The 21065-nt window shown below is 51.2% G+C and carries 19 protein-coding genes; 2 read left to right on the top strand and 17 right to left on the bottom strand.

The genetic code is table 11. The annotated features are described in order from the left end of the window. The first annotated feature begins 115 nt into the window (after positions 1–115). On the top strand, positions 116–502 hold the full coding sequence (locus ACUY4S_RS23170) for a hypothetical protein (RefSeq protein ID WP_458023056.1): 387 nt from the start codon (positions 116–118) through the stop codon (positions 500–502). A 43-nt stretch (positions 503–545) separates the two neighbouring features. Here ACUY4S_RS23170 and ACUY4S_RS23165 read toward each other — a convergent pair whose 3' ends face one another. From ACUY4S_RS23165 to glmU, 4 genes are all read right to left on the bottom strand, one after another. Beyond that, a complete protein-coding gene (locus tag ACUY4S_RS23165) occupies positions 546–887 on the bottom strand; it encodes a hypothetical protein (protein WP_312691785.1) in 342 nt (113 codons plus the stop codon). A 12-nt stretch (positions 888–899) separates the two neighbouring features. After that, entirely contained in the window at positions 900–3158 is a 2259-nt protein-coding gene (locus ACUY4S_RS23160; protein WP_458023055.1) for a type VI secretion system Vgr family protein, read from the bottom strand. 190 nt (positions 3159–3348) lie between these two features. Further along, positions 3349–5178, bottom strand: coding sequence for a glutamine--fructose-6-phosphate transaminase (isomerizing) (gene glmS, locus ACUY4S_RS23155; RefSeq protein WP_312691787.1), 1830 nt, complete (start codon positions 5176–5178; stop codon positions 3349–3351). 215 nt (positions 5179–5393) lie between these two features. Then, positions 5394–6764, bottom strand: coding sequence for a bifunctional UDP-N-acetylglucosamine diphosphorylase/glucosamine-1-phosphate N-acetyltransferase GlmU (gene glmU, locus ACUY4S_RS23150; protein WP_458023054.1), 1371 nt, complete (start codon positions 6762–6764; stop codon positions 5394–5396). Between the two features lie 344 nt (positions 6765–7108). On the opposite strand from glmU, the gene ACUY4S_RS23145 reads away from it, so the two are divergent. Next, a complete protein-coding gene (locus tag ACUY4S_RS23145; RefSeq protein ID WP_312691791.1) occupies positions 7109–9226 on the top strand; it encodes a right-handed parallel beta-helix repeat-containing protein in 2118 nt (705 codons plus the stop codon). Positions 9227–9558: 332 nt separating this feature from the next. Here ACUY4S_RS23145 and ACUY4S_RS23140 read toward each other — a convergent pair whose 3' ends face one another. The 13 genes from ACUY4S_RS23140 to asnC form a co-directional block, all read right to left on the bottom strand. Continuing rightward, on the bottom strand, positions 9559–9978 hold the full coding sequence (locus ACUY4S_RS23140) for a F0F1 ATP synthase subunit epsilon (protein WP_312691793.1): 420 nt from the start codon (positions 9976–9978) through the stop codon (positions 9559–9561). Positions 9979–9998: 20 nt separating this feature from the next. Then, positions 9999–11381, bottom strand: a complete 1383-nt coding sequence (gene atpD, locus ACUY4S_RS23135) for a F0F1 ATP synthase subunit beta (RefSeq protein ID WP_312691795.1) — start codon at positions 11379–11381, stop codon at positions 9999–10001. 26 nt (positions 11382–11407) lie between these two features. Then, the gene (atpG, locus tag ACUY4S_RS23130) at positions 11408–12271 is read right to left on the bottom strand and encodes a F0F1 ATP synthase subunit gamma (protein ID WP_312691797.1); all 864 of its coding nucleotides are present in this window, start codon (positions 12269–12271) and stop codon (positions 11408–11410) included. Positions 12272–12321: 50 nt separating this feature from the next. Continuing rightward, positions 12322–13863: a F0F1 ATP synthase subunit alpha gene (atpA, locus tag ACUY4S_RS23125; RefSeq protein WP_064324193.1), complete on the bottom strand. Its 1542-nt coding sequence runs from the start codon at positions 13861–13863 to the stop codon at positions 12322–12324. A gap of 12 nt (positions 13864–13875) precedes the next feature. Next, entirely contained in the window at positions 13876–14409 is a 534-nt protein-coding gene (gene atpH / locus ACUY4S_RS23120; RefSeq protein WP_312691802.1) for a F0F1 ATP synthase subunit delta, read from the bottom strand. A 13-nt stretch (positions 14410–14422) separates the two neighbouring features. Beyond that, a complete protein-coding gene (gene atpF / locus ACUY4S_RS23115) occupies positions 14423–14893 on the bottom strand; it encodes a F0F1 ATP synthase subunit B (RefSeq protein WP_017458044.1) in 471 nt (156 codons plus the stop codon). 58 nt (positions 14894–14951) lie between these two features. Beyond that, positions 14952–15191, bottom strand: coding sequence for a F0F1 ATP synthase subunit C (atpE, locus tag ACUY4S_RS23110; RefSeq protein ID WP_000429386.1), 240 nt, complete (start codon positions 15189–15191; stop codon positions 14952–14954). 48 nt (positions 15192–15239) lie between these two features. Beyond that, positions 15240–16058, bottom strand: coding sequence for a F0F1 ATP synthase subunit A (gene atpB / locus ACUY4S_RS23105; RefSeq protein ID WP_312691804.1), 819 nt, complete (start codon positions 16056–16058; stop codon positions 15240–15242). An 8-nt stretch (positions 16059–16066) separates the two neighbouring features. Then, positions 16067–16447 (bottom strand): F0F1 ATP synthase subunit I, encoded by a 381-nt coding sequence (atpI, locus tag ACUY4S_RS23100; RefSeq protein WP_312691841.1) that lies wholly within the window; start codon positions 16445–16447, stop codon positions 16067–16069. 617 nt (positions 16448–17064) lie between these two features. After that, the gene (rsmG, locus tag ACUY4S_RS23095; RefSeq protein ID WP_312691806.1) at positions 17065–17688 is read right to left on the bottom strand and encodes a 16S rRNA (guanine(527)-N(7))-methyltransferase RsmG; all 624 of its coding nucleotides are present in this window, start codon (positions 17686–17688) and stop codon (positions 17065–17067) included. Positions 17689–17742: 54 nt separating this feature from the next. Then, a complete protein-coding gene (mnmG, locus tag ACUY4S_RS23090; RefSeq protein WP_312691808.1) occupies positions 17743–19632 on the bottom strand; it encodes a tRNA uridine-5-carboxymethylaminomethyl(34) synthesis enzyme MnmG in 1890 nt (629 codons plus the stop codon). Between the two features lie 371 nt (positions 19633–20003). Beyond that, on the bottom strand, positions 20004–20453 hold the full coding sequence (gene mioC, locus ACUY4S_RS23085) for an FMN-binding protein MioC (RefSeq protein ID WP_312691810.1): 450 nt from the start codon (positions 20451–20453) through the stop codon (positions 20004–20006). Between the two features lie 118 nt (positions 20454–20571). Then, positions 20572–21030, bottom strand: coding sequence for a transcriptional regulator AsnC (asnC, locus tag ACUY4S_RS23080; protein WP_312691812.1), 459 nt, complete (start codon positions 21028–21030; stop codon positions 20572–20574). Positions 21031–21065 lie beyond the last annotated feature (35 nt).

The raw sequence follows: 21065 nt of genomic DNA, 5'->3' as shown, positions 1-21065 counted from the left end.
TTAGTGCATCAAGACTACCGGGAAGAGGTAGCAGACAAGACCCTATGTTTCGTATTTATATAGCGGTGATGTGGCCCCCTTTTTGACGCAAAATATTGAATATTAAGGAATGAGAATGATCAAATCAGTAACTGTCGCTATCGGGCTGCTTACGTTTTTGCCTGCAACATATGGACATGCCGCCAGCAAAGCGGTTTATCTGAACACGAACGGTAATGAATCAAACTCTGTCGCCATTTTTGGGGCCAGAGACAGCGCGGGTAACGAAACCATCGGCCCCTCGTCCGAACTGAGAGTCAGCAAACTGAGAGATATTCAGGAAGATGCGCCGAAGCAGAAAAGAGACATCGAAGAGATGAAAAAAATGCTGTCGGACATTACACGCGACAACCAGAAACTGGAAAAGCGAAATGATGAATTAAGCCGCAACGTTGATGAATTAGCGCGCAGCGTCCGATCGCTGGAAAGTAAGCTTGACGATCTCAGCCGTAAAATTAAATAAGCCAGATGAGGCTGCCGAAGAGTAGCCTCGCTTCCTTTAGCAGCTAACTTCCCGGCATCTGCTGTTTATCAAAAACAAACAGAATGTGTTGATCATCAAGGTACTTTATATCCACTTTATTGCCTTTCTGTATCTTTGCGGCATTAAAGGCGGAAATTGTCTCTTTTCCTTCTACAGACCTCGGCGTTTCACCCTCGTTGAGCGCCAGCCGGTATTTTATATTAATCGTGCCGTTATCGTTTGAACTGATATAACTGACATCTTCAACCGTAGCCTGCATCTCCCGGCCCAGTGTCTGGATTTTATGATCGCGATTAAAGAGATACACGATGTAAGCCACCATGCCGACAATAAATATCACGGAAAAAATAATCGTAACTTTCATGCTTTCAATCCCTTACATAAACATCGTGATACCATGCACCGAGGCCATAACCTGGCCGTATTGCATCATGGCATTGGTAAACGCCACCCGACCTTCGCTGGACGCCAAATCAAACGCCGATTTGTCGAACTTCAAATTGGTTAACCCCACCTTACTTATGGCCGTGGCGGTAAATGACGCGCCTTCTGTCACCACCTTGAGCGCAGTGAAATCAAAAGAAAACAATGACACCGTTTCTTTATGATCTTTGTATTCAAGCGCATGTGGTGTTTTGATATGCACCTTTTCATCACTTTGGATGGTAATTAATTTTGGCGAGGAGATTGTCGCCCCCTGCGCGATTTTCTGCGTCCACGATCCTTCAATGGTCGTGACCTGATTTCCCTGCAGGGTTTGTGTCAGGTTCTGCGAGATATGCTCTGCACGATCGCCAGTGATAAACGCCTTTACGCCATTATCAAAGGTATAGCTCACCAGGCCAGTAGCGTGCTGCGACAGTGTGCCATCAATATCTTCACTATGATTGCCTTTTACGGTAATGGTTTCTCCGCCGCTGGTGACGTTCAGGATACGGCCATTGGCGATAGTCGTTTCTTCGCCATTTCCCACAGTGCGCGTCTCTTTATCGTCGACGTCTGTGGTGCGGGTAGCGTGATATTTGAAATCCGCCTTTTTGGTTATTTCATCCTTTAATTCGCCTTGCACCGTCAGGCTACGGTTACCGTCAACGGTGATCATCTGGTCATTTTCGACCGTGACGTTCATGTCCTTTTCGGCGTGCAAATCGATACGTTCAGCACCGAGTTTATCTTCAAACAACAGGTAACTGGCATTGTCGCAGTTGCCGGTTTTTGAGCGTGTCATGAAGCCCATCACCGTTGCTGCGGCGGGCAGCGTCCAGGGCGGCATATTAGCCTCGTTATAAACGCGCCCAGTGACGATGGGGCGATCGGGATCGCCATTAATAAAATCAATCACCACTTCATCGCCAACACGCGGGATCTGCACACCACCAAACCCCTGGCCAGCCCACGCACTGGATACGCGCACCCAGCAGGAACTGTTTTCATCACTGCTTCCCAGCCGGTCCCAGTGAAACTTTACCTTCACGCGCCCGTATTTATCCGTCCAGATGGTTTCCCCTGCAGGCCCCACGACGCGAGCAGTTTGCGGGCCATATGTCCGTGGCCATGCTGTTTTTTGCTCAGGTCTGTACACCAGCGAGGCGGGGATCACACTGAAGCTTATCAGCCTTGAACTGTCACCTTCATCGCCGCTGGCGTAGCGGTTCTCTTCAATCTGAAGCCAGGTTTTTGTTACCAGATAATCGCCATTATCTTGCGCAAAAGGGGCATGGATCAGCTGGAACGTATGGCCGGGCGCAATCCCGATGGCGGTAGCGGTACCGGTTGTCTGCTGGTGATCAACCTGCCAGCGCTCCTGCTTGATACGGGCGTAATATTCGCCATCGCTCTGCTCCACAAAACGGCCAGGCCACTCATAGACATCAATGCGCCCAGGTGAAGGTGATGCCGGATTTTGCCGCGCCTGAAAGAGCCAGGCGTTGGGCTTGCGAAAGTCGTAATCTTCCGTGCTGAAAATGCCCGGGGTCACGCGATCTTCCATAGACCATTGACTGATGCCTTCATAATCCGCCACGCCGCCAGCCGGCGTCTGAATATAAGGTATGACGTCATAACCCGCCGCAGTGGGGAAAACGGAACCAGAATCCGCCAGCACCAGCGTATGGCTCTCCGCTTCGTGGCGAAAGTACCAGCTAATCCCTTCCAGCTCCATTAGTCTGCGAATAAAATCCAGGCTACTTTCCTGATATTGAACGCAATATTCCCAAACCCGATAACTTTCTGCGAGTTGGTTATCCACTTTAACGTGGTGTTCCGACAGCATGGTCTGGACAATTTGCGGAACCGTCTGCGCCTGAAAAATGCGCATATTACGCTCCAGTCGCATTGGCCAGAGATCGGGCTCAACGGTCAGTTGATAAGCCGCATATCGCGTTCCGGCAAGCTCTATTGATGAAACGGCCACGCTTGTCGCCTTACCATTAATAAAGCGTGTTGCATTCGCTCCCTTCGCGGGGATCTCAACGCTGACGGACTTTCCAAGGATCTGGCTACGATCAATGCGCGCGTCTTCGCCAAGCAACGTAAGCGCGTATTCAAACGGCTCGCACAGGGATTCGCTGCCGGCCATTTTCCAGAAAAGCAGATCGGGAGCGGCCGCCACGCTGGCGGTAATACGGGTAATCATGCGTACTCCCCTGGTAAAATTATGAGCAGGAGAAGCTGAGATTCCCCCAGGGCACGGTCAGGTCGACGGAGTACATGTGTTGGGCTTAACATAAAAAAAATCCGGTATGCTTTTTTCAGGAGCATGACCGGATTTGTTTACATTACGGTTAAAACAGCGGCCACAAAGGCCGCAGAACCGTATTATCGGATTATTCTACTGTCACCGATTTCGCCAGGTTACGCGGCTGGTCAACGTCAGTGCCTTTGATCAGCGCGACGTGGTAGGCCAGCAATTGCAGCGGCACGGTATAGAAGATAGGAGCAATTGTCTCTTCAACATGCGGCATCTCAATGATGTGCAGATTGTCGCTACTGCTAAAACCGGCATCCTGATCGGCAAAGACATACAGTACGCCGCCACGGGCGCGAACCTCTTCGATATTAGACTTCAGTTTTTCCAGCAGTTCGTTGTTTGGCGCTACCACGATCACTGGCATATCGGCGTCGATCAAGGCCAGCGGGCCGTGTTTCAGCTCACCAGCAGCGTAAGCTTCCGCATGAATGTAGGAGATCTCTTTCAGTTTCAATGCGCCTTCCAGCGCAATCGGATACTGATCGCCACGGCCGAGGAACAGCGCGTGATGTTTATCAGAGAAGTCCTCGGCCAGCGCTTCAATGCGCTTATCCTGCGACAGCATTTGCTCAATGCGGCTCGGCAGCGCCTGCAGACCGTGAACGATGTCATGCTCAATAGACGCATCCTGTCCTTTCAGACGGCTCAGCTTCGCCACCAGCATCAATAACACCGTTAACTGCGTGGTGAACGCTTTGGTTGAGGCGACACCGATTTCAGTACCGGCATTGGTCATCATGGCCAAATCGGATTCGCGCACCAGTGATGACCCAGGTACGTTGCAAATCGCCAGCGACCCCAGATACCCAAGCTCTTTTGACAGACGCAGCGCCGCCAGCGTATCGGCGGTTTCACCGGACTGGGAGAGCGTGATCATCAGACTGTTACGGCGTACCGCAGATTTACGATAACGGAACTCAGAGGCAATTTCGACATCACAGGGTACGCCCGCCAGAGCTTCGAACCAGTAGCGTGAAACCATACCTGAGTTATAGGAAGTGCCGCAGGCAACAATTTGAATATGTTCAACTTTGGACAACAGCTCGTTCGCTTTAGGCCCCAGTTCGCTCAGATCCACTTCACCGTGGCTGATGCGGCCGGTCAGCGTGTTTTTGATGGCGTTCGGCTGTTCATAGATCTCTTTTTGCATGTAATGGCGGTAAATGCCTTTATCACCCGCGTCGTATTGCAAATTGGATTCAATATCCGGGCGTTTAACTTGCGCGCCAGATTTATCAAATACGGTAACAGAACGGCGGGTCACTTCGGCGATATCGCCCTCTTCGAGGAAAATAAAGCGGCGGGTGACCGGCAGTAATGCCAGCTGATCAGAGGCGATAAAGTTTTCGCCCATACCCAGACCGATAACCAGCGGGCTACCGGAACGGGCCGCCAGCAGCGTGCCCGGATCGCGAGTATCCATAATCACCGTGCCGTATGCGCCACGCAGTTGGGGAATGGTGCGCAGTACGGCTTCGCGCAGCGTACCGCCCTGCTCCAGCTCCCAGTGAACCAGGTGCGCAATGACTTCGGTGTCTGTTTCAGAAACAAACACATAACCGCGCGTCTGCAGCATTTCACGCAATGGCTCGTGGTTTTCAATGATGCCGTTATGCACCACAACAATATGGTCAGAAACATGGGGATGCGCATTGCCTTCGGAAGGCTCACCGTGCGTAGCCCAACGTGTATGGGCGATACCGGTTCCTCCATGCAACGGGTGTTCTTCCGCTGCCTGAGAGAGCATCTGAACTTTACCCAGGCGGCGCAAGCGGGTCATATGCCCTTCTGCATCAACCACTGCCAGACCGGCAGAGTCGTATCCACGGTATTCCAGACGACGTAAACCTTCGAGAAGGATTTCTGCAACATCACGCTGCGCGACTGCGCCAACAATTCCACACATATTTTAAGATTCCGATTTTGGCATTATGCCTTGTGTTGTCGCCAACCTGTTTACACGAAGTATTCCGTGTTGTATCCGTTTCCGGACGCCCCGAGCCTTGTAGAGAGTGGGGTTATTTTTATAGGTACTGCTTTGCGGGCGGGGGAATTATCTTTCCCCTCAACCCTGAAAAGAGGGCCGGATGGCATAAGGCTTATCCGGCCTGAAGCGAGACATTATTTTTTCTTCACCGGGCGGCGCCAGCCCGCTTTTTGCACCTGCGGTACACGGCTTATCACCAGTTCATTTTCGCCGACGTTGCGCGTTACTGTCGTGCCGGCAGCAATGGTTGCGCCTTTTGCCACCGTGACCGGAGCGACCAGTTGGCTATCGGAGCCGACGAAAACATCATCGCCAATTACGGTCTTGTGCTTGTTGGCGCCATCATAGTTGCAGGTGATAGTACCCGCGCCGATATTCACGTTATCGCCAATCTCTGCATCGCCAAGATAGGTCAGATGGCCTGCTTTAGAGCCTTTCCCCAGGCGCGCTTTTTTCATTTCGACAAAATTGCCGACATGCGCGCCAGCCAGCAGTTCCGCGCCGGGACGTAAACGCGCAAACGGGCCAATGGTGCAGGCCGTCTCCAGACGGGCATCTTCAACCACACTGTACGGACTGATTTCGCAGTCATCGCCAATGTCACTGTTTTTAATGATGCAGCCCGCGCCAATTTTAACGCGGTTGCCCAGCCTGACGTGGCCTTCAATAATCACGTTAGCATCAATCTCAATGTCCCGCCCGTGCTCCAGCACGCCGCGCAGGTCAAAGCGGGACGGATCGCGCAGCATCACGCCCGCCAGCAGCAGCCGCTCAGCTTGTTCAGACTGGTAAGCGCGCTCCAGACGCGACAATTGCAGACGGTTATTCACCCCTTCCACTTCACTCAGGCGCTGCGGATGAACCGCCACAATTTCACGCCCTTCGTGGTAAGCGACGCTGATGATGTCGGTGATGTAGTATTCACCCTGTGCATTATTGTTGGTAAGAGTGCCGAGCCAGCGCTTCAGATCAGCACCATTGGCGACCAGAATACCGGTATTGATTTCCTGAATCTGCCGTTGCGCGTCAGTGGCATCTTTTTGCTCAACAATGCCGGTGATAATCCCCTTTTCGCGGGTAATACGCCCATAACCGGTTGGATCATCCAGTTTTACCGTCAGTAAACCGATGCCACCTTGCGGTTTCGCGTCGCGCAGGCGCTGCAGCGTTTCAACCGAAATCAGCGGTACGTCGCCGTAAAGCATGAGAATGTCTTCATCATCCGCGAAGAACGGTACGGCCTGCTGCATGGCATGACCCGTGCCCAGCTGTTCAGCTTGCAGGACCCAGTTGAGTTTATTGTCCTGTAACGCGTCTTTAAGCAGATCGCCGCCATGACCATAAACCAGATGAACGTTATTTGCGCCAAGATTTGTAGCAGCATCAATGACATGCTGGACCATCGACTTCCCTGCAAGGGTATGCAGCACTTTTGGAAGATCGGAATACATGCGTGTGCCTTTGCCCGCGGCAAGGATCACCACACTCATTTTTGTGTTCAACATACGCGTCCTGACTGTCATTTGAGTGAGAAGTTAAACTCTTTCACGTTGAAAATTCTACATATTTTGTAGCATGAAATGGGATGCTGTTGAAATGTGCAACATCCACCATTACGGCACATTTGAGGGCTATTTTAGCGGCAGAGTAAATGTGTTTGACACTGAAAATCAGCCCCTTTCGACATCGTCGCTAATTTATACAAAGAGTTAGCTGTTTTTTTTCACCCTGAATAAAGATTACGCAAAAACAAAACAGTGTTTCGATCATCAAAGAGTGTGACGCACAAAAAAGAAACAGTGTTTCATCTTGATGATAATGGCGGGCAATCATTAATCAGGAGAATAAAATGAATTATAAAATACCTCTGGCTTTAACGCTTTGCAGTGCCCTTATTCCCGCTTCTGCACTGGCTGCATCCGCGCCTGTGTGGAAAGCCATTGCCTTTGGGCAGTCGACCGACCTCAATTTTTCCTCCAACGTATTGCCTGAAAAAATCGGCACTAACAATGTCACCATAGACGGAAAAACCCTCACCGAAGCGGACACCACCACGCTTTCCCGCCCTGTAACAATTGAAAGCCGGGGTGGGAAGATTGCCAACGCCCACGATGGCCTGACCTTCTTCTATACCCCGTTGTCCGGCAATGAGAATTTTGTCTTACAGGCGACGATCACCGTTGAACAATTTGGCCCGGAGAATAGCGCCAACCCCGCCGCACAAGAAGGTGCCGGGCTGATGGTGCGTGATATTCTCGGCAACCCGCGACAGCAACCGCTCAAAGAGGGATATGAAGAGTTTCCTGCAGCCTCGAACATGGTGATGAATGCGATCATGACGCAGGATAAAAAGGATCACTTTCGCGTGAAGATGCAAGCGATTTCTCGTGAAGGAATCAGTAAACCCTGGGGCAATGCCGGCGCAACCATTACCAAACAAACGTACCGGGAAGAGGTGGATCTGCGTCAGACGCCGACCTTCAAACTCAAACTGGAGCGCACTAATGACGGTTTTATCAGCGCCTGGGCGCCACTGGGTAGTGATCAGTGGGTGAGCAAAAAAATCCCCCACGCCGATTTGATTTCCGTTCAGAACAAAACCAGTTATTACGTCGGTTTCTTTGCTTCGCGTAATGCGAAAATTGTGGTGACTGATGCTTCGCTTACCACCAGCAAAGCGCAAACCGTCGCTTCTCCTTCCTGGCAGGCACAACCGTTGCCCCTTATCGTTCAAATGGCCTCGCCCGCGCGGAGTATCAGCGAAAAATATACCGTACAGGCACGTGCCAATTACGATGGCCTGTTTAATGTGCGGCAAAACGAAGTGGTGATCGGTAATGATAAAGCGGTAAAAGCAGGAGAGATGTATTCATTGCCTGCAACCCTTGCCACGGACAGCACCTTTGTTGTGACCTTTACTCCTACCAATGCCGACAAGATTGCCCCCGTTACGCAGACGATCCACGTAGAAAGAGTGGCGGCGACAACCGCCACAACACTTCATGTTGCAGTGGACGGGAAAGCGGACGGAGAAGGAACAACGTCATCACCCATGGATCTGGCGACCGCCGTTACCCTGTTGCCGCCAGGGGGTACGCTCGCCTTGAAAGCCGGAGATTACCCGCAATCACAGATTCCGTTAACCGCCAGCGGCCTGAAGGGCAAGCCTAAGACGTTACAAGCCGAGGGAAAAGTGGTGATCCATGGGCTATTAGTAGATGCCAACTACTGGCATATCAAAGGCATAGAAGTAACGGATAAAAGTCTGCGCATCCAGGGGAGCCACAATCTGGTCGAAAAAGTGGTCGCCTGGCGTAATGACGACACCGGGATCCAGATTTCATCACCTGAAAAAATCGGCCGCCCCTTATGGGCGAGTTACAACCGCGTCATCGACTCAGAGTCCTGGGGAAATGAAGATCCCGGGAAAATTAATGCAGATGGTTTTGCGGTCAAAATGCGCGTTGGCGAGGGAAACAGGCTGGAGCGCTGCTACTCTCATGACAATATTGACGATGGTTTCGATCTGTTTAATAAAATTGAAGATGGCGGCAATGGTGTTGTAGTTATCGAGAATTCCATTGCCAGCAATAACACCAGCAACGGCTTCAAGCTCGGGGGAGAAGGGCAGCCTGTCGCGCACCAGGTGCGTAACAGTAAGGCTTTGGGCAATCATCTGGACGGTTTTACCGATAACTTTAACCCAGGTAAGCTGGTGGTTGAAAATAACATCGCTTTAGATAATCAACGATTTAACTTCATTTTCCGCCCTAGTCCTTATGGCAATGCGTCTACACAAGGAGTCTTTAAGGGCAATGTTTCTGTACGCAGTCAGCCGGGGAAATATGATGATGCGGTGGTGGGGAATATTGACGCGACGAATTACTTTATCGTCAACGGCAAGAGTGTGAATTCGTTACAGCAGGAACTGGACAGTAAAAAAGTGCTGGCAGAGTTGAAGATGTAGCAGATGGCGCTCGCTTATCACACAACGGTAAGCGCGGCGCCACTCAGCATATCAGCATTAATGATTGAACGTACCGAAAGAGATGTTCATGTTGCTGAAGAGAGCGATGATTTTGTTGATCAGTTTCATAATGGTTTCCTGGTTTACCGGAGATAATTTTCTGTGATGAACTTCACAAAAAGAAGTCTACGCCTCATTATTTAACCGATCAACATTTTTGTGATACTCATCACAAAATAATAAAATACCTTTTCAGTTTTAACTTTACTGAAACGCAACCATAAAAAAAGCCAGCCTGGAAACCAGACTGGCTTTTTGACTTTAAGCCGGTGTTACATCGCTTTTTTGGTCAACTCGATAACACGCAGTTTCGCAATAGCTTTCGCCAGCTCCGCAGACGCCTGAGCGTAGTCGACATCGCCGTGAGAGCCCTTAATGTGCTCTTCGGCTTTGCGTTTCGACTCCAGGGCTCGCGCTTCGTCGAGATCCTGGCCACGAATAGCGGTATCAGCCAGTACGGTCACGCTGCTCGGCTGCACTTCAAGAATGCCGCCGGACAGATAGATAAACTCTTCATGACCGAACTGTTTTACGATGCGGATCATACCAGGCTTAATGGCGGTGAGCAGCGGTGCGTGACCCGGGAAGATACCCAGTTCACCTTCACTACCCGTTACCTGGATTTTTTCGACCAGACCAGAGAACATTTGTTGCTCTGCGCTGACGACGTCCAGGTGGTAAGTCATTGCCATATCACCCTCCGATTAAGGCGTTAAAGTTTTTTGGCTTTTTCCACTGCTTCTTCGATGGAACCAACCATGTAGAACGCCTGCTCTGGCAGGTGATCGTATTCGCCTTCCATGATGCCTTTAAAGCCACGGATGGTGTCTTTCAGGGAAACGTATTTACCCGGAGAACCGGTGAATACTTCCGCAACGAAGAACGGCTGGGACAGGAAGCGCTGGATCTTACGAGCGCGAGCTACCACCAGTTTGTCGTCTTCTGACAGTTCATCCATACCCAGGATGGCGATAATGTCTTTCAGTTCCTGATAACGTTGCAGCAGAGACTGTACGCCACGCGCGGTGTCGTAGTGTTCCTGACCTACAACCAGCGGATCCAGCTGACGGCTGGTGGAGTCCAGCGGGTCAACAGCCGGGTAGATACCCAGAGAAGCGATCTGACGGCTCAGTACCACGGTTGCATCAAGGTGCGCAAAGGTGGTTGCCGGAGACGGGTCAGTCAAGTCATCTGCAGGTACGTATACCGCCTGAACAGAGGTAATAGAACCGGTTTTGGTCGAGGTGATACGTTCCTGCAGAACACCCATCTCTTCCGCCAGCGTCGGCTGGTAACCTACCGCTGAAGGCATACGGCCCAGCAGTGCGGATACTTCAGTACCGGCGAGGGTATAACGGTAGATGTTGTCGACGAACAGCAGAACGTCACGACCTTCGTCACGGAACTTCTCTGCCATGGTCAGACCGGTCAGTGCGACGCGCAGACGGTTTCCCGGCGGCTCGTTCATCTGGCCGTAAACCAGGGATACTTTATCCAGAACGTTGGAGTCGGTCATTTCGTGGTAGAAGTCGTTACCCTCACGAGTACGTTCACCCACGCCCGCAAACACAGAGTAACCGGAGTGCTCGATCGCGATGTTACGGATCAGCTCCATCATGTTTACGGTTTTACCTACGCCCGCACCACCAAACAGACCAACTTTACCGCCCTTCGCGAACGGACACATCAGGTCGATAACTTTGATGCCGGTTTCCAGCAGTTCCTGAGAGCTGGACAGCTCTTCATAAGTCGGTGCAGAGCGGTGAATAGCCCAACGCTCTTCTTCACCAATGTCGCCTTTCATATCGATCGGCTGACCGAGCACGTTCATGATACGGCCCAGTGTTGCTTTACCTACCGGGACTTCGATCGGGTGCGCAAGGTCATTCACTTCCAGACCACGACGCAGACCGTCTGAAGAACCCATGGCGATGGTACGCACGATACCGCCGCCGAGCTGCTGCTGAACTTCCAGCACCAGAGTCTCGTTACCGTTTTTAACCTCAAGAGCATCGTACACGCGCGGTACGGCATCCTGAGGGAATTCGACGTCAACTACGGCGCCGATTACCTGGACAATTTTTCCAGTAGCCATCTTGAATCCTCTACGAATTAACCTGGTTATACCGCGGATGCACCACCGACGATTTCGGTGAGTTCCTGAGTAATGCTGGCCTGACGAGCTTTGTTGTATACCAACTGCAGCTCTTTAATCAGGCTGCCGCCATTGTCGGTCGCGGCTTTCATCGCCACCATACGTGCGGCCTGCTCGCTGGCCAGGTTTTCCACAACACCCTGATAAACCTGAGATTCAACGTAACGACGCAGAAGTGTATCCAGCAGCGCTTTCGGATCAGGTTCATACAGATAATCCCAGGATTTACGCTTCAACTCTTCATCTTCTGCAGCCGGTAACGGCAGCAGCTGAGTGATAGTCGGCGCCTGAGACATGGTGTTGATAAATTTGTTGCTAACAATATAAAGCTTGTCGAGACGACCTTCGTCGTAGGCTTGCAACATGACTTTTACCGGGCCGATCAGTTCGGACAGGGAAGGGTTATCTCCCATGCCGGTTACCTGAGCGACAACGTTGCCACCTACGGAATTAAAGAAAGAGACGCCTTTAGAGCCGATCATCGCGAGTTCGCTTTGAACGCCTTTATCGGACCACGCTTTCATATCCGCCAGCAGTTTTTTGAACAGGTTAATGTTCAAACCACCACACAGACCACGGTCGGTCGACACTACCAGGTAGCCCACGCGTTTAACGTCGCGTTCTTCCAGGTAGGGGTGCTTATATTCCAGATTACCGTTCGCAAGGTGACCAATTACTTTGCGCATAGTATCTGCATAAGGACGGCTGGCCGCCATTCTGTCCTGCGATTTACGCATTTTGGAAGCGGCGACCATCTCCATCGCTTTAGTGATCTTTTGCGTGTTCTGGACGCTTGCGATCTTACTACGTATCTCTTTTGCGCCGGCCATGAGCTTCTCCTCAATGCCTTGCGGCCTGCCCTAAGGCAAGCCGCCGGACGTTACCAGGACTGGGTTGCTTTGAAGGAATCGAGGATGCTTTTCAGCTTGCCTTCGATTTCGTCGTTATAGCCACCGGACTGGTTGATCTCTTGCATCAGCGGAGCGTGATCACGGTCGACGTAAGCCAGCAGCGCGGCTTCGAAGCTACCGATTTTCGCCAGTTCCACATCTTCGAGGTAACCGCGTTCAGCCGCGAACAGCACCAGGCCCTGCTGAGCAACAGACATAGGTGCATACTGTTTCTGCTTCAGCAGCTCGGTCACTTTCTGACCGTGGCTCAGCTGTTTACGGGTTGCTTCGTCAAGATCGGAAGCGAACTGAGAGAACGCTGCCAGTTCACGATACTGCGCCAGCGCGGTACGAATACCACCGGACAGTTTCTTGATGATCTTGGTCTGTGCTGCACCACCCACACGCGATACAGAAATACCCGGGTTAACCGCCGGACGAATACCGGAGTTAAACAGGTTAGTTTCCAGGAAGATCTGACCATCAGTAATAGAAATTACGTTGGTCGGAACGAACGCAGAAACGTCACCCGCCTGGGTTTCGATGATCGGCAGTGCAGTCAGGGAACCGGTTTTACCTTTCACTTCACCTTTGGTGAAGTTCTCAACGTATTCAGCATTTACGCGAGATGCGCGCTCCAGCAGACGAGAGTGGAGGTAGAATACGTCGCCCGGGAATGCTTCACGTCCTGGCGGACGACGGAGCAGCAGGGACACCTGACGGTAAGCGACAGCCTGTTTAGACAGGTCATCGTAAACGATCAACGCATCTTCACCGCGGTCACGGAAGTATTCGCCCATTGCGCAACCGGCATAGGGTGCCAGGTATTGCAGAGCAGCAGATTCAGAAGCTGTTGCCACAACAACGATAGTGTTGGACAGCGCACCATGTTCTTCCAGTTTACGGACTACGTTGGAAATGGTGGATGCTTTCTGGCCAATAGCCACGTACACACATTTGATGCCGGAATCACGCTGGTTGATGATTGCGTCGATTGCCATCGCCGTTTTACCGGTCTGACGGTCACCGATGATCAACTCACGCTGTCCACGTCCGATTGGGATCATGGCGTCAACGGATTTATAACCCGTCTGTACAGGCTGATCGACAGACTGACGATCGATAACGCCCGGGGCGATAACTTCGATTGGCGAGAAGCCATCGTTATCAACAGGACCTTTACCGTCAATCGGCGCACCCAGCGTGTTAACCACGCGACCCAGCAGGCCACGGCCAACCGGTACTTCAAGAATACGGCCAGTACATTTAACCTTCATGCCTTCGGCAAGGTCAGCGTACGGACCCATCACAACTGCACCCACGGAGTCACGCTCCAGGTTCAGTGCGATAGCGTAACGGTTACCCGGCAGGGAGATCATCTCACCCTGCATACAATCGGCCAGGCCGTGGATGCGGATAACACCGTCACTTACAGAAACAATTGTACCTTCGTTGTGAGCTTCACTCACAACACTGAACTGAGCAATGCGCTGCTTGATCAGTTCGCTGATTTCGGTGGAATTCAGTTGCATGCTCCAGTCCCCTTAAGACTGCAAGACGTCTGCAAGGCGTTCAAGACGGCCGCGAACGCTGCCATCAATCACAGTATCACCCGCTCGGATGATCACGCCTGCCATTACAGACTTATCGATTTTGCAATTCAGCTTCACTTTACGTGACAGTCGTTTTTCCATCGCTGCGCCGATTTTCGTGAGCTGTTCTTCACTCAGTGCGGTTGCAGACGTGACTTCAACGTCTGCTGTAGCCTCGCTGGCTGCACGCAACAGAACAAACTGCTCAAGAACATCAGGGAGCACCTTCAGACGCCCATTTTCAGCCATCACCCGAATCAGGTTCTGACCATTGGCGTCCAGTTGCTCGCCACAGATGGCGATAAACGACTCAGCGAGCGTTTCCGGTGCCAGTGCACCGGAAAGAAGCTCGGCCATTTGCTCGTTTTTAGTTACCTCGGCGGCAAACACCAGCATATCCTGCCAGCGATCGACGCTCTGGTTTTCAACGGCAAAGTCAAAAGCTGCTTTGGCGTAGGGGCGAGCTACCGTTACAAATTCAGACATCAGCCCCTCCTCCTTACAGTTCAGCGACCAGTTTATTCACGATGTCGCTGTTAGCAGCTTCATCCACGGAACGCTCAATGATTTTCTCGGCGCCGGCAACAGCCAGCAGAGCCACTTGTTTACGCAGCTCTTCGCGAGCACGTTTACGCTCGGCGTCAATTTCCGCCTGCGCTTGCGCCACGATTTTGGTACGTTCCTGCTCGGCTTCTGCTTTCGCTTCGTCCAGGATCTGGGAACGGCGTTTGTTCGCCTGTTCGATGATTACCTGAGCTTCTGCTTTCGCTTTTTTCAGCTGGTCGGTCGCATTGGCCTGTGCAAGGTCAAGGTCCTTTTTAGCTCGTTCTGCGGAAGCGAGACCGTCAGCAATTTCTTTCTGACGTTTTTCGATGGCAGCCATTAACGGCGGCCATACATACTTCATGCAGAACAGAACGAACAGGACAAACGCGATGGCCTGGCCGAGGATTGTTGCGTTTAGATTCACAGCACAATGCCTCTTATCTGGTTAACGTTCTAAACAATTGCTTGGTAAGCAACTCTTACTACGCGACAGCAAACATCACGTACAGACCCAGACCCACAGCGATCATTGGGATAGCATCCACCAGACCCATAACGATAAAGAACTGAGTACGCAGCAGAGGAATCAGATCAGGTTGACGCGCTGCGCCTTCCAGGAATTTGCCCCCGAGGATGCCGATACCGATCGCAGCACCGATTGCCGCCAGACCCATCATCACAGCGGCAGCCATGTACAGCAGATCCATATTCAGGTTTTCCATGACAGTCTCCAGTTTGTTTCAGTTAAAACGTAGTAGTGTTGTTAAAAATCAATGCTCTTCAGATGCCATCGACAGATAGACGATCGTCAGAACCATGAAAATAAAGGCTTGCAGCGTAATGATCAGGATGTGGAAAATGGCCCACGGCACATTCAGAACCCACTGTGACCACCACGGCAGAAGACCCGCGATCAGAATGAAAATCAACTCACCCGCGTACATGTTGCCGAACAGTCGCAGACCGAGTGAAACCGGTTTGGACAGCAGGCTCACGCCCTCAAGGATAAGGTTTACCGGAATAAATACCGGATGGTTGAACGGCTGGAGAGTCAGCTCTTTAGCGAAACCGCCAATACCCTTCATTTTGATGCTGTAGAACAGAATCAGGATAAACACGCCCAGCGCCATCGACAGGGTGATGTTAACGTCGGCAGACGGTACCACACGCAGCGCAGGCAGACCCAGAACCTTCTCGCCGATAAGCGGAAGGAAATCGATAGGCAGCAAATCCATCAGGTTCATCAGGAATACCCAGACGAAAATCGTCAGGGCCAACGGAGCGATAACTTTGCTTTTGCCGTGGTACATGTCTTTGACGCTACCATGAACAAAACCAATCACCAGCTCAATTGCAGTCTGGAATTTTCCCGGGACGCCGCTGGTGGCCTTTTTCGCTACGCTACGGAACATCATCAGGAACAACAGACCCAGTACCACCGAGAAAAACATGGAGTCGATATTGAGCGTCCAGAAGGTGGCCGGGGGGTTATGCGGATCCACCAGCGAGAAGGTACGCAAGTCAATCTGAAGGTTATTCAGATGGTGACCTATGTACTCCTGCGGTGTTGAGATTTCTCCTGCAGACATGATGCCTCTTACCCTTTGTTGTTAATTACAGCGGGTGCCAGTATCTGAACTACCAGCACCGAAACCCACGTGACTATCAGCGGCATAAAAGCCACCTTGAAAACCGCCAGCGCCACCACCAGCAACACGAAGGTTGCCAACACCTTAAGCACTTCGCCAAGGGCGAAGGTCCAGGCCACTCGGCCTTTTGCAGGTGTATGCGCCTGATGACGCCAGGCAAAAATCATAAACAACATATTTGGCAATAAGACTGCCATACCTCCGCACGCGGCGGAAATGCCCCAGAAGGGGTCTTTGAGGCTAAACAGCAATCCACTTGCCATCACTGCCAGAAACTGAATAAGCAGAAGCTTGCGTGCAACGTTTTGACTAAAGAGCGACACAAACATCACGTTTCTTCACTCCTGCTCCCTTTGAGGTATGCCGCGTGTCGTATAAAACGTTCTTTAAGGCCCGGAGTCAAGCAGCAAAAAGCGGTCAAATTATACGGTGCGGCCTCGTGATTTCAAACAATAAGTAGCGAAAAGGTGAATAAATGTTTAAATAATTTTCCCGACGGCTATTTTTCAACTTTTAGGGAAACTGTGAACCTTCGGGCAAAACTGCAAATAACGCGAAAAACCTGCTACCAAAGCGTGCACTCGGTCACAAAATAAACATTTATGCGTCTGCCGTATTAATCATACCGGTAAATTGTCGCTTTTCATCTTTCTGATATTTAAGATGAATTATCACAACTCTTTTTAAAACAGCCGCAAATACAACAAAAACCTTTCATTGACATTTATAATAATTATTTAACATCTCAGTTTGGTTCTTGATGCCGATTTTTAGCGGACTGATATTTTCGTGGTTAACTATTCTTACGGTGAATCAAATATCTTGCGTTAAAAGTCAGAAAAATCCTGGTAAAAGTTTTGTTAAATGTAACTGAACGTATCACCGTTTTTTATGCTGACTTTTAACATCCCGGGAACAGCACGAATTCTACATTTTTTGATAAAAGTTAAACTTTGTTTGCCTTAACAATCACCAGATGGCGTTCGCCTTCAAGATGCGGAACGTGCAGCTTCTCAATACTTTCTACTGTAAATTCAGCAGGCAACAGCGCAATCTCATCGTCCGGCACCAGTCCTTTAAGCGCATAGAAACGGCCCTGCTCTCCCGGCAAATGATGGCACCAGCTCACCATATCATTCAGCGAGGCAAACGCGCGGCTGATGACGCCATCAAACGGCGGCTCTGCAGGAAAATCTTCCACACGGCTTTGTACCGGTTCGATATTGCTCAAATGCAGTTCATGCTGTACCTGACGTAAAAACCGCACTCGCTTACCCAGACTATCCAGCAGTGTGAAATGCGCTTCTGGCTGCACTATCGACAGCGGGATACCGGGTAAACCCGGGCCGGTGCCAACATCGATAAAGCGCGAGCCTTGCAGATAAGGCGCGACCACAATGCTATCGAGAATATGGCGGATCAGCATCTCGTTTGGATCGCGTACCGACGTGAGGTTGTACGCTTTGTTCCATTTGTGGAGCAGTTCGACGTAACCCACCAGCTGTTGCTGCTGATGATCGGACAACGAAATGCCAGCTTCATCCAGCAGACGAGAGAGTTTGTTAAGCACGGTTGATACCTGTGGAATTGATATGCCCGGGAACCCCCGGGCACAGACTTAAGATTATGCGCTGCGGCGCAGCATACCTTGTTTTTTCAGCCAGACCAGAAGAATGGAGATAGCTGCAGGTGTGATCCCGGAGATACGTGACGCCTGACCGATAGAGGACGGTTTATGATCGTTCAGTTTAGCGATCACCTCGTTAGATAATCCATTCACCTGGCGATAATCCAGCGAGGCTGGCAACAAGGTGTTTTCATTGCGCTGTTGTTTTTCGATTTCATCCTGCTGACGGGCGATATACCCCTCGTATTTAACCTGGATTTCGACCTGCTCAGCAGCCTGCTGATCCGAAAGACCCGGTGCGAAAGGTGCCAGCTGCACCAGTTGCTCATAGGTCATTTCAGGACGGCGCAACAGATCTTCACCACTCGCTTCACGCGACAGTGGCGCAGTCAGCAATGTGTTAACCGCCGGCGCATGTTCTGAAGCCGGCGACACCCATTGTGACTTCAGGCGTTGGCGCTCACGCTCAATGCTTTCCAGTTTCTCGTTAAAACGAGCCCAGCGTTCATCATCGACCAGACCCAGCTCACGGCCTGCTTCGGTCAGACGCAGGTCAGCGTTATCTTCACGCAGCATCAGACGGTATTCCGCACGCGAGGTAAACATACGGTACGGCTCTTTCGTACCCAGAGTGCACAGATCATCCACCAGAACACCGAGATAAGCCTGATCGCGACGCGGTGCCCAGCCTTCTTTGTCTGCAGCCGCACGAGCAGCGTTCAGACCCGCCAGCAGACCTTGCGCAGCAGCTTCTTCGTAACCGGTGGTACCGTTGATTTGCCCCGCAAAGAACAGACCGTGAATGAATTTGCTTTCCAGCGTCGGCTTCAGATCGCGCGGATCGAAAAAATCATACTCAATGGCATAACCAGGACGCACGATCCTGGCGTTTTCCATCCCCTGCATTGAGCGCACGATTTGCATCTGCACGTCGAACGGCAGACTGGTGGAGATGCCATTCGGATAGATTTCGTTTGACGTCAGTCCTTCCGGTTCGAGGAAGATTTGATGCTGGTTGCGATCGGCAAAACGCATCACTTTGTCTTCGATCGACGGGCAGTAACGCGGACCGATCCCTTCGATTACGCCAGCATACATGGGGCTACGATCGAGGTTATTGCGAATGACGTCATGGGTTTTTTCGTTGGTATGCGTTACATAGCACGGCACCTGGCGCGGGTGCTGGGCCGCATTGCCCATAAACGAGAAGACTGGCATCGGGTTGTCGCCGTGCTGCTGCGCCAGTACGCTGAAATCGATGGTGCGCGCATCAATACGCGGTGGTGTACCGGTTTTCAGACGGCTTACGCGCAGCGGTAATTCACGCAGACGGCGTGACAGAGGGATCGACGGCGGATCGCCTGCACGTCCACCGCTGTAATTATCCAGCCCGATATGAATCTTGCCGTCAAGGAAGGTACCGACCGTCAGCACAACCGCTTTGGCGCGGAATTTCAGCCCCATCTGGGTAACAGCACCAACCACACGATCGTTTTCAACGATCAGATCTTCCACCGCCTGCTGGAAGATCATCAGGTTCGGTTGATTTTCCAGTGCGGTACGAACTGCCTGACGGTAGAGCACGCGATCCGCTTGTGCTCGGGTCGCCCGAACTGCTGGACCTTTGCTTGCGTTTAGTATCCTAAACTGAATGCCAGCCTGATCGATCGCTTTCGCCATCAGCCCGCCAAGCGCATCCACTTCTTTCACCAGGTGTCCTTTCCCAATACCGCCGATCGCCGGGTTGCAGCTCATCTGCCCCAGCGTGTCGATATTGTGTGTCAAAAGCAGAGTCTGTTGACCCATACGCGCTGCTGCCATTGCGGCCTCAGTGCCTGCATGACCCCCGCCAATGATAATGACGTCAAAAGGATCCGGATAAAACATGGTGGTATGCCTCGCCTGAGCGGTTAGAAATTGGATGAAGCCAGGGTCGTGGATTCTACTCAACTTTAGTCCAGTGAGAAAGGATCGGATCCTGGGTATTAAAAAGAAGATCTTTTATATAGAGAGATCTGTTCTATTGTGATCTCTTATTAGGATCGCACTTGCTTGTGGATAAGCCGGATCATCACTTAAAGATCAATCCATTAGGCAGGATCATTAGCTGTGAATGATCGGTGATCCTGAACCGTATAAGCTGGGATCAGAATGCAATGTTATGCACAACTCAAAAACTGAACTGCAGTTATTCTTGGGATAACTACCGGTTAATAAGCCGTTTTAAGCATAGTTATCCACACTCGATCGCACGATCTTTAATCATTATTGAGTAAAATTTTCCAGGATCCCAGCCATTCTTCTGCAGGATCCTCGGGAATATCGTGATCGAGGATGTTGATCTTCAGTGTTTCACCGATCTGTTTTGCCCCATTTGCCTTTAGCGCGGCTTCCAGTTTTTCGATCGCCTGACAGAAGGTGTCATATTCACGACTGCCAATGCCGATCGCACCGAAACGGACATGCGACAGATCGGGTTTTTGTTCATGCAGATCATCTAAAAACGGCTGCAGATTTTCGGGTAAGTCGCCCGCACCATGGGTGGAACTGACCACCAGCCAGATGCCCTGCGGCGTCAAATCCTCTAATAACGGGCCATGCAGCGTTTCTGTGCTGAAACCTGCGTCTTCCAGCTTTTCTGCCAGATGTTCCGCAACGTATTCCGCGCCGCCAAGAGTGCTACCGCTAATAAGAGTGATGTCTGCCATGAAACCCTGCTCCGTTTTACTCGCCATTCGGCGACAAGTGGGGGGCATTGTACGCTGTGAACGAGCTGGGATCTACCTGTGGACAATACGGGTATTAATGAGGGATGAAAACGCCCAGTTAAGGGCGGATCGTACGCATGATAGGGTTTTGCAAAGAGATCAGCGTTTCAGTGGACTGAATTTCATCAATTGTTTGGATCTTGTTGATAAGTACCTGCTGGAGCGCGTCGATGGATCGACACATCACTTTAATAAAGATGCTGTAGTGGCCGGTGGTGTAGTACGCCTCAGTGACCTCTTCCAGACTGTTAAGCTTTGCCAGCGCGGACGGGTAATCTTTTGCACTCTTCAGAATGATGCCTATAAAGCAGCAGACATCATATCCGAGCTGCTTAGGGCTGACATCGATCCGTGCGCCAGTGATGATCCCGGCCTGTTTCATCTTTTCTACGCGGACATGGATGGTGCCGGGGCTGACGCTAAATTGCTTAGCCAGTTCGGCATAGGCGGTGCGTGCATTGGCCATTAGAGCCTCGAGGATGCCGCGGTCCAGATTGTCGATTTGATAATTTTCCATACGATTTTCTTATGAAGAATAGAGAACCACTCTAT

It is taken from the genome of Kosakonia beeri (genome assembly GCF_054165705.1).
Note: the sequence above shows the minus strand (reverse complement) of the source record. Positions and strands in the feature narration are given on the sequence as shown.

Bases quoted from the DNA above. Each gene is read 5' to 3' on its own strand.
- ACUY4S_RS23170 (WP_458023056.1), top strand. From the start codon at position 116: ATGATCAAATCAGTAACTGTCGCTATCGGGCTGCTTACGTTTTTGCCT.
- ACUY4S_RS23165 (WP_312691785.1), bottom strand. From the start codon at position 887: ATGAAAGTTACGATTATTTTTTCCGTGATATTTATTGTCGGCATGGTG.
- ACUY4S_RS23160 (WP_458023055.1), bottom strand. From the start codon at position 3,158: ATGATTACCCGTATTACCGCCAGCGTGGCGGCCGCTCCCGATCTGCTT.
- glmS (WP_312691787.1), bottom strand. From the start codon at position 5,178: ATGTGTGGAATTGTTGGCGCAGTCGCGCAGCGTGATGTTGCAGAAATC.
- glmU (WP_458023054.1), bottom strand. From the start codon at position 6,764: ATGTTGAACACAAAAATGAGTGTGGTGATCCTTGCCGCGGGCAAAGGC.
- ACUY4S_RS23145 (WP_312691791.1), top strand. From the start codon at position 7,109: ATGAATTATAAAATACCTCTGGCTTTAACGCTTTGCAGTGCCCTTATT.
- ACUY4S_RS23140 (WP_312691793.1), bottom strand. From the start codon at position 9,978: ATGGCAATGACTTACCACCTGGACGTCGTCAGCGCAGAGCAACAAATG.
- atpD (WP_312691795.1), bottom strand. From the start codon at position 11,381: ATGGCTACTGGAAAAATTGTCCAGGTAATCGGCGCCGTAGTTGACGTC.
- atpG (WP_312691797.1), bottom strand. From the start codon at position 12,271: ATGGCCGGCGCAAAAGAGATACGTAGTAAGATCGCAAGCGTCCAGAAC.
- atpA (WP_064324193.1), bottom strand. From the start codon at position 13,863: ATGCAACTGAATTCCACCGAAATCAGCGAACTGATCAAGCAGCGCATT.
- atpH (WP_312691802.1), bottom strand. From the start codon at position 14,409: ATGTCTGAATTTGTAACGGTAGCTCGCCCCTACGCCAAAGCAGCTTTT.
- atpE (WP_000429386.1), bottom strand. From the start codon at position 15,191: ATGGAAAACCTGAATATGGATCTGCTGTACATGGCTGCCGCTGTGATG.
- atpB (WP_312691804.1), bottom strand. From the start codon at position 16,058: ATGTCTGCAGGAGAAATCTCAACACCGCAGGAGTACATAGGTCACCAT.
- atpI (WP_312691841.1), bottom strand. From the start codon at position 16,447: ATGTTTGTGTCGCTCTTTAGTCAAAACGTTGCACGCAAGCTTCTGCTT.
- mnmG (WP_312691808.1), bottom strand. From the start codon at position 19,632: ATGTTTTATCCGGATCCTTTTGACGTCATTATCATTGGCGGGGGTCAT.
- mioC (WP_312691810.1), bottom strand. From the start codon at position 20,453: ATGGCAGACATCACTCTTATTAGCGGTAGCACTCTTGGCGGCGCGGAA.
- asnC (WP_312691812.1), bottom strand. From the start codon at position 21,030: ATGGAAAATTATCAAATCGACAATCTGGACCGCGGCATCCTCGAGGCT.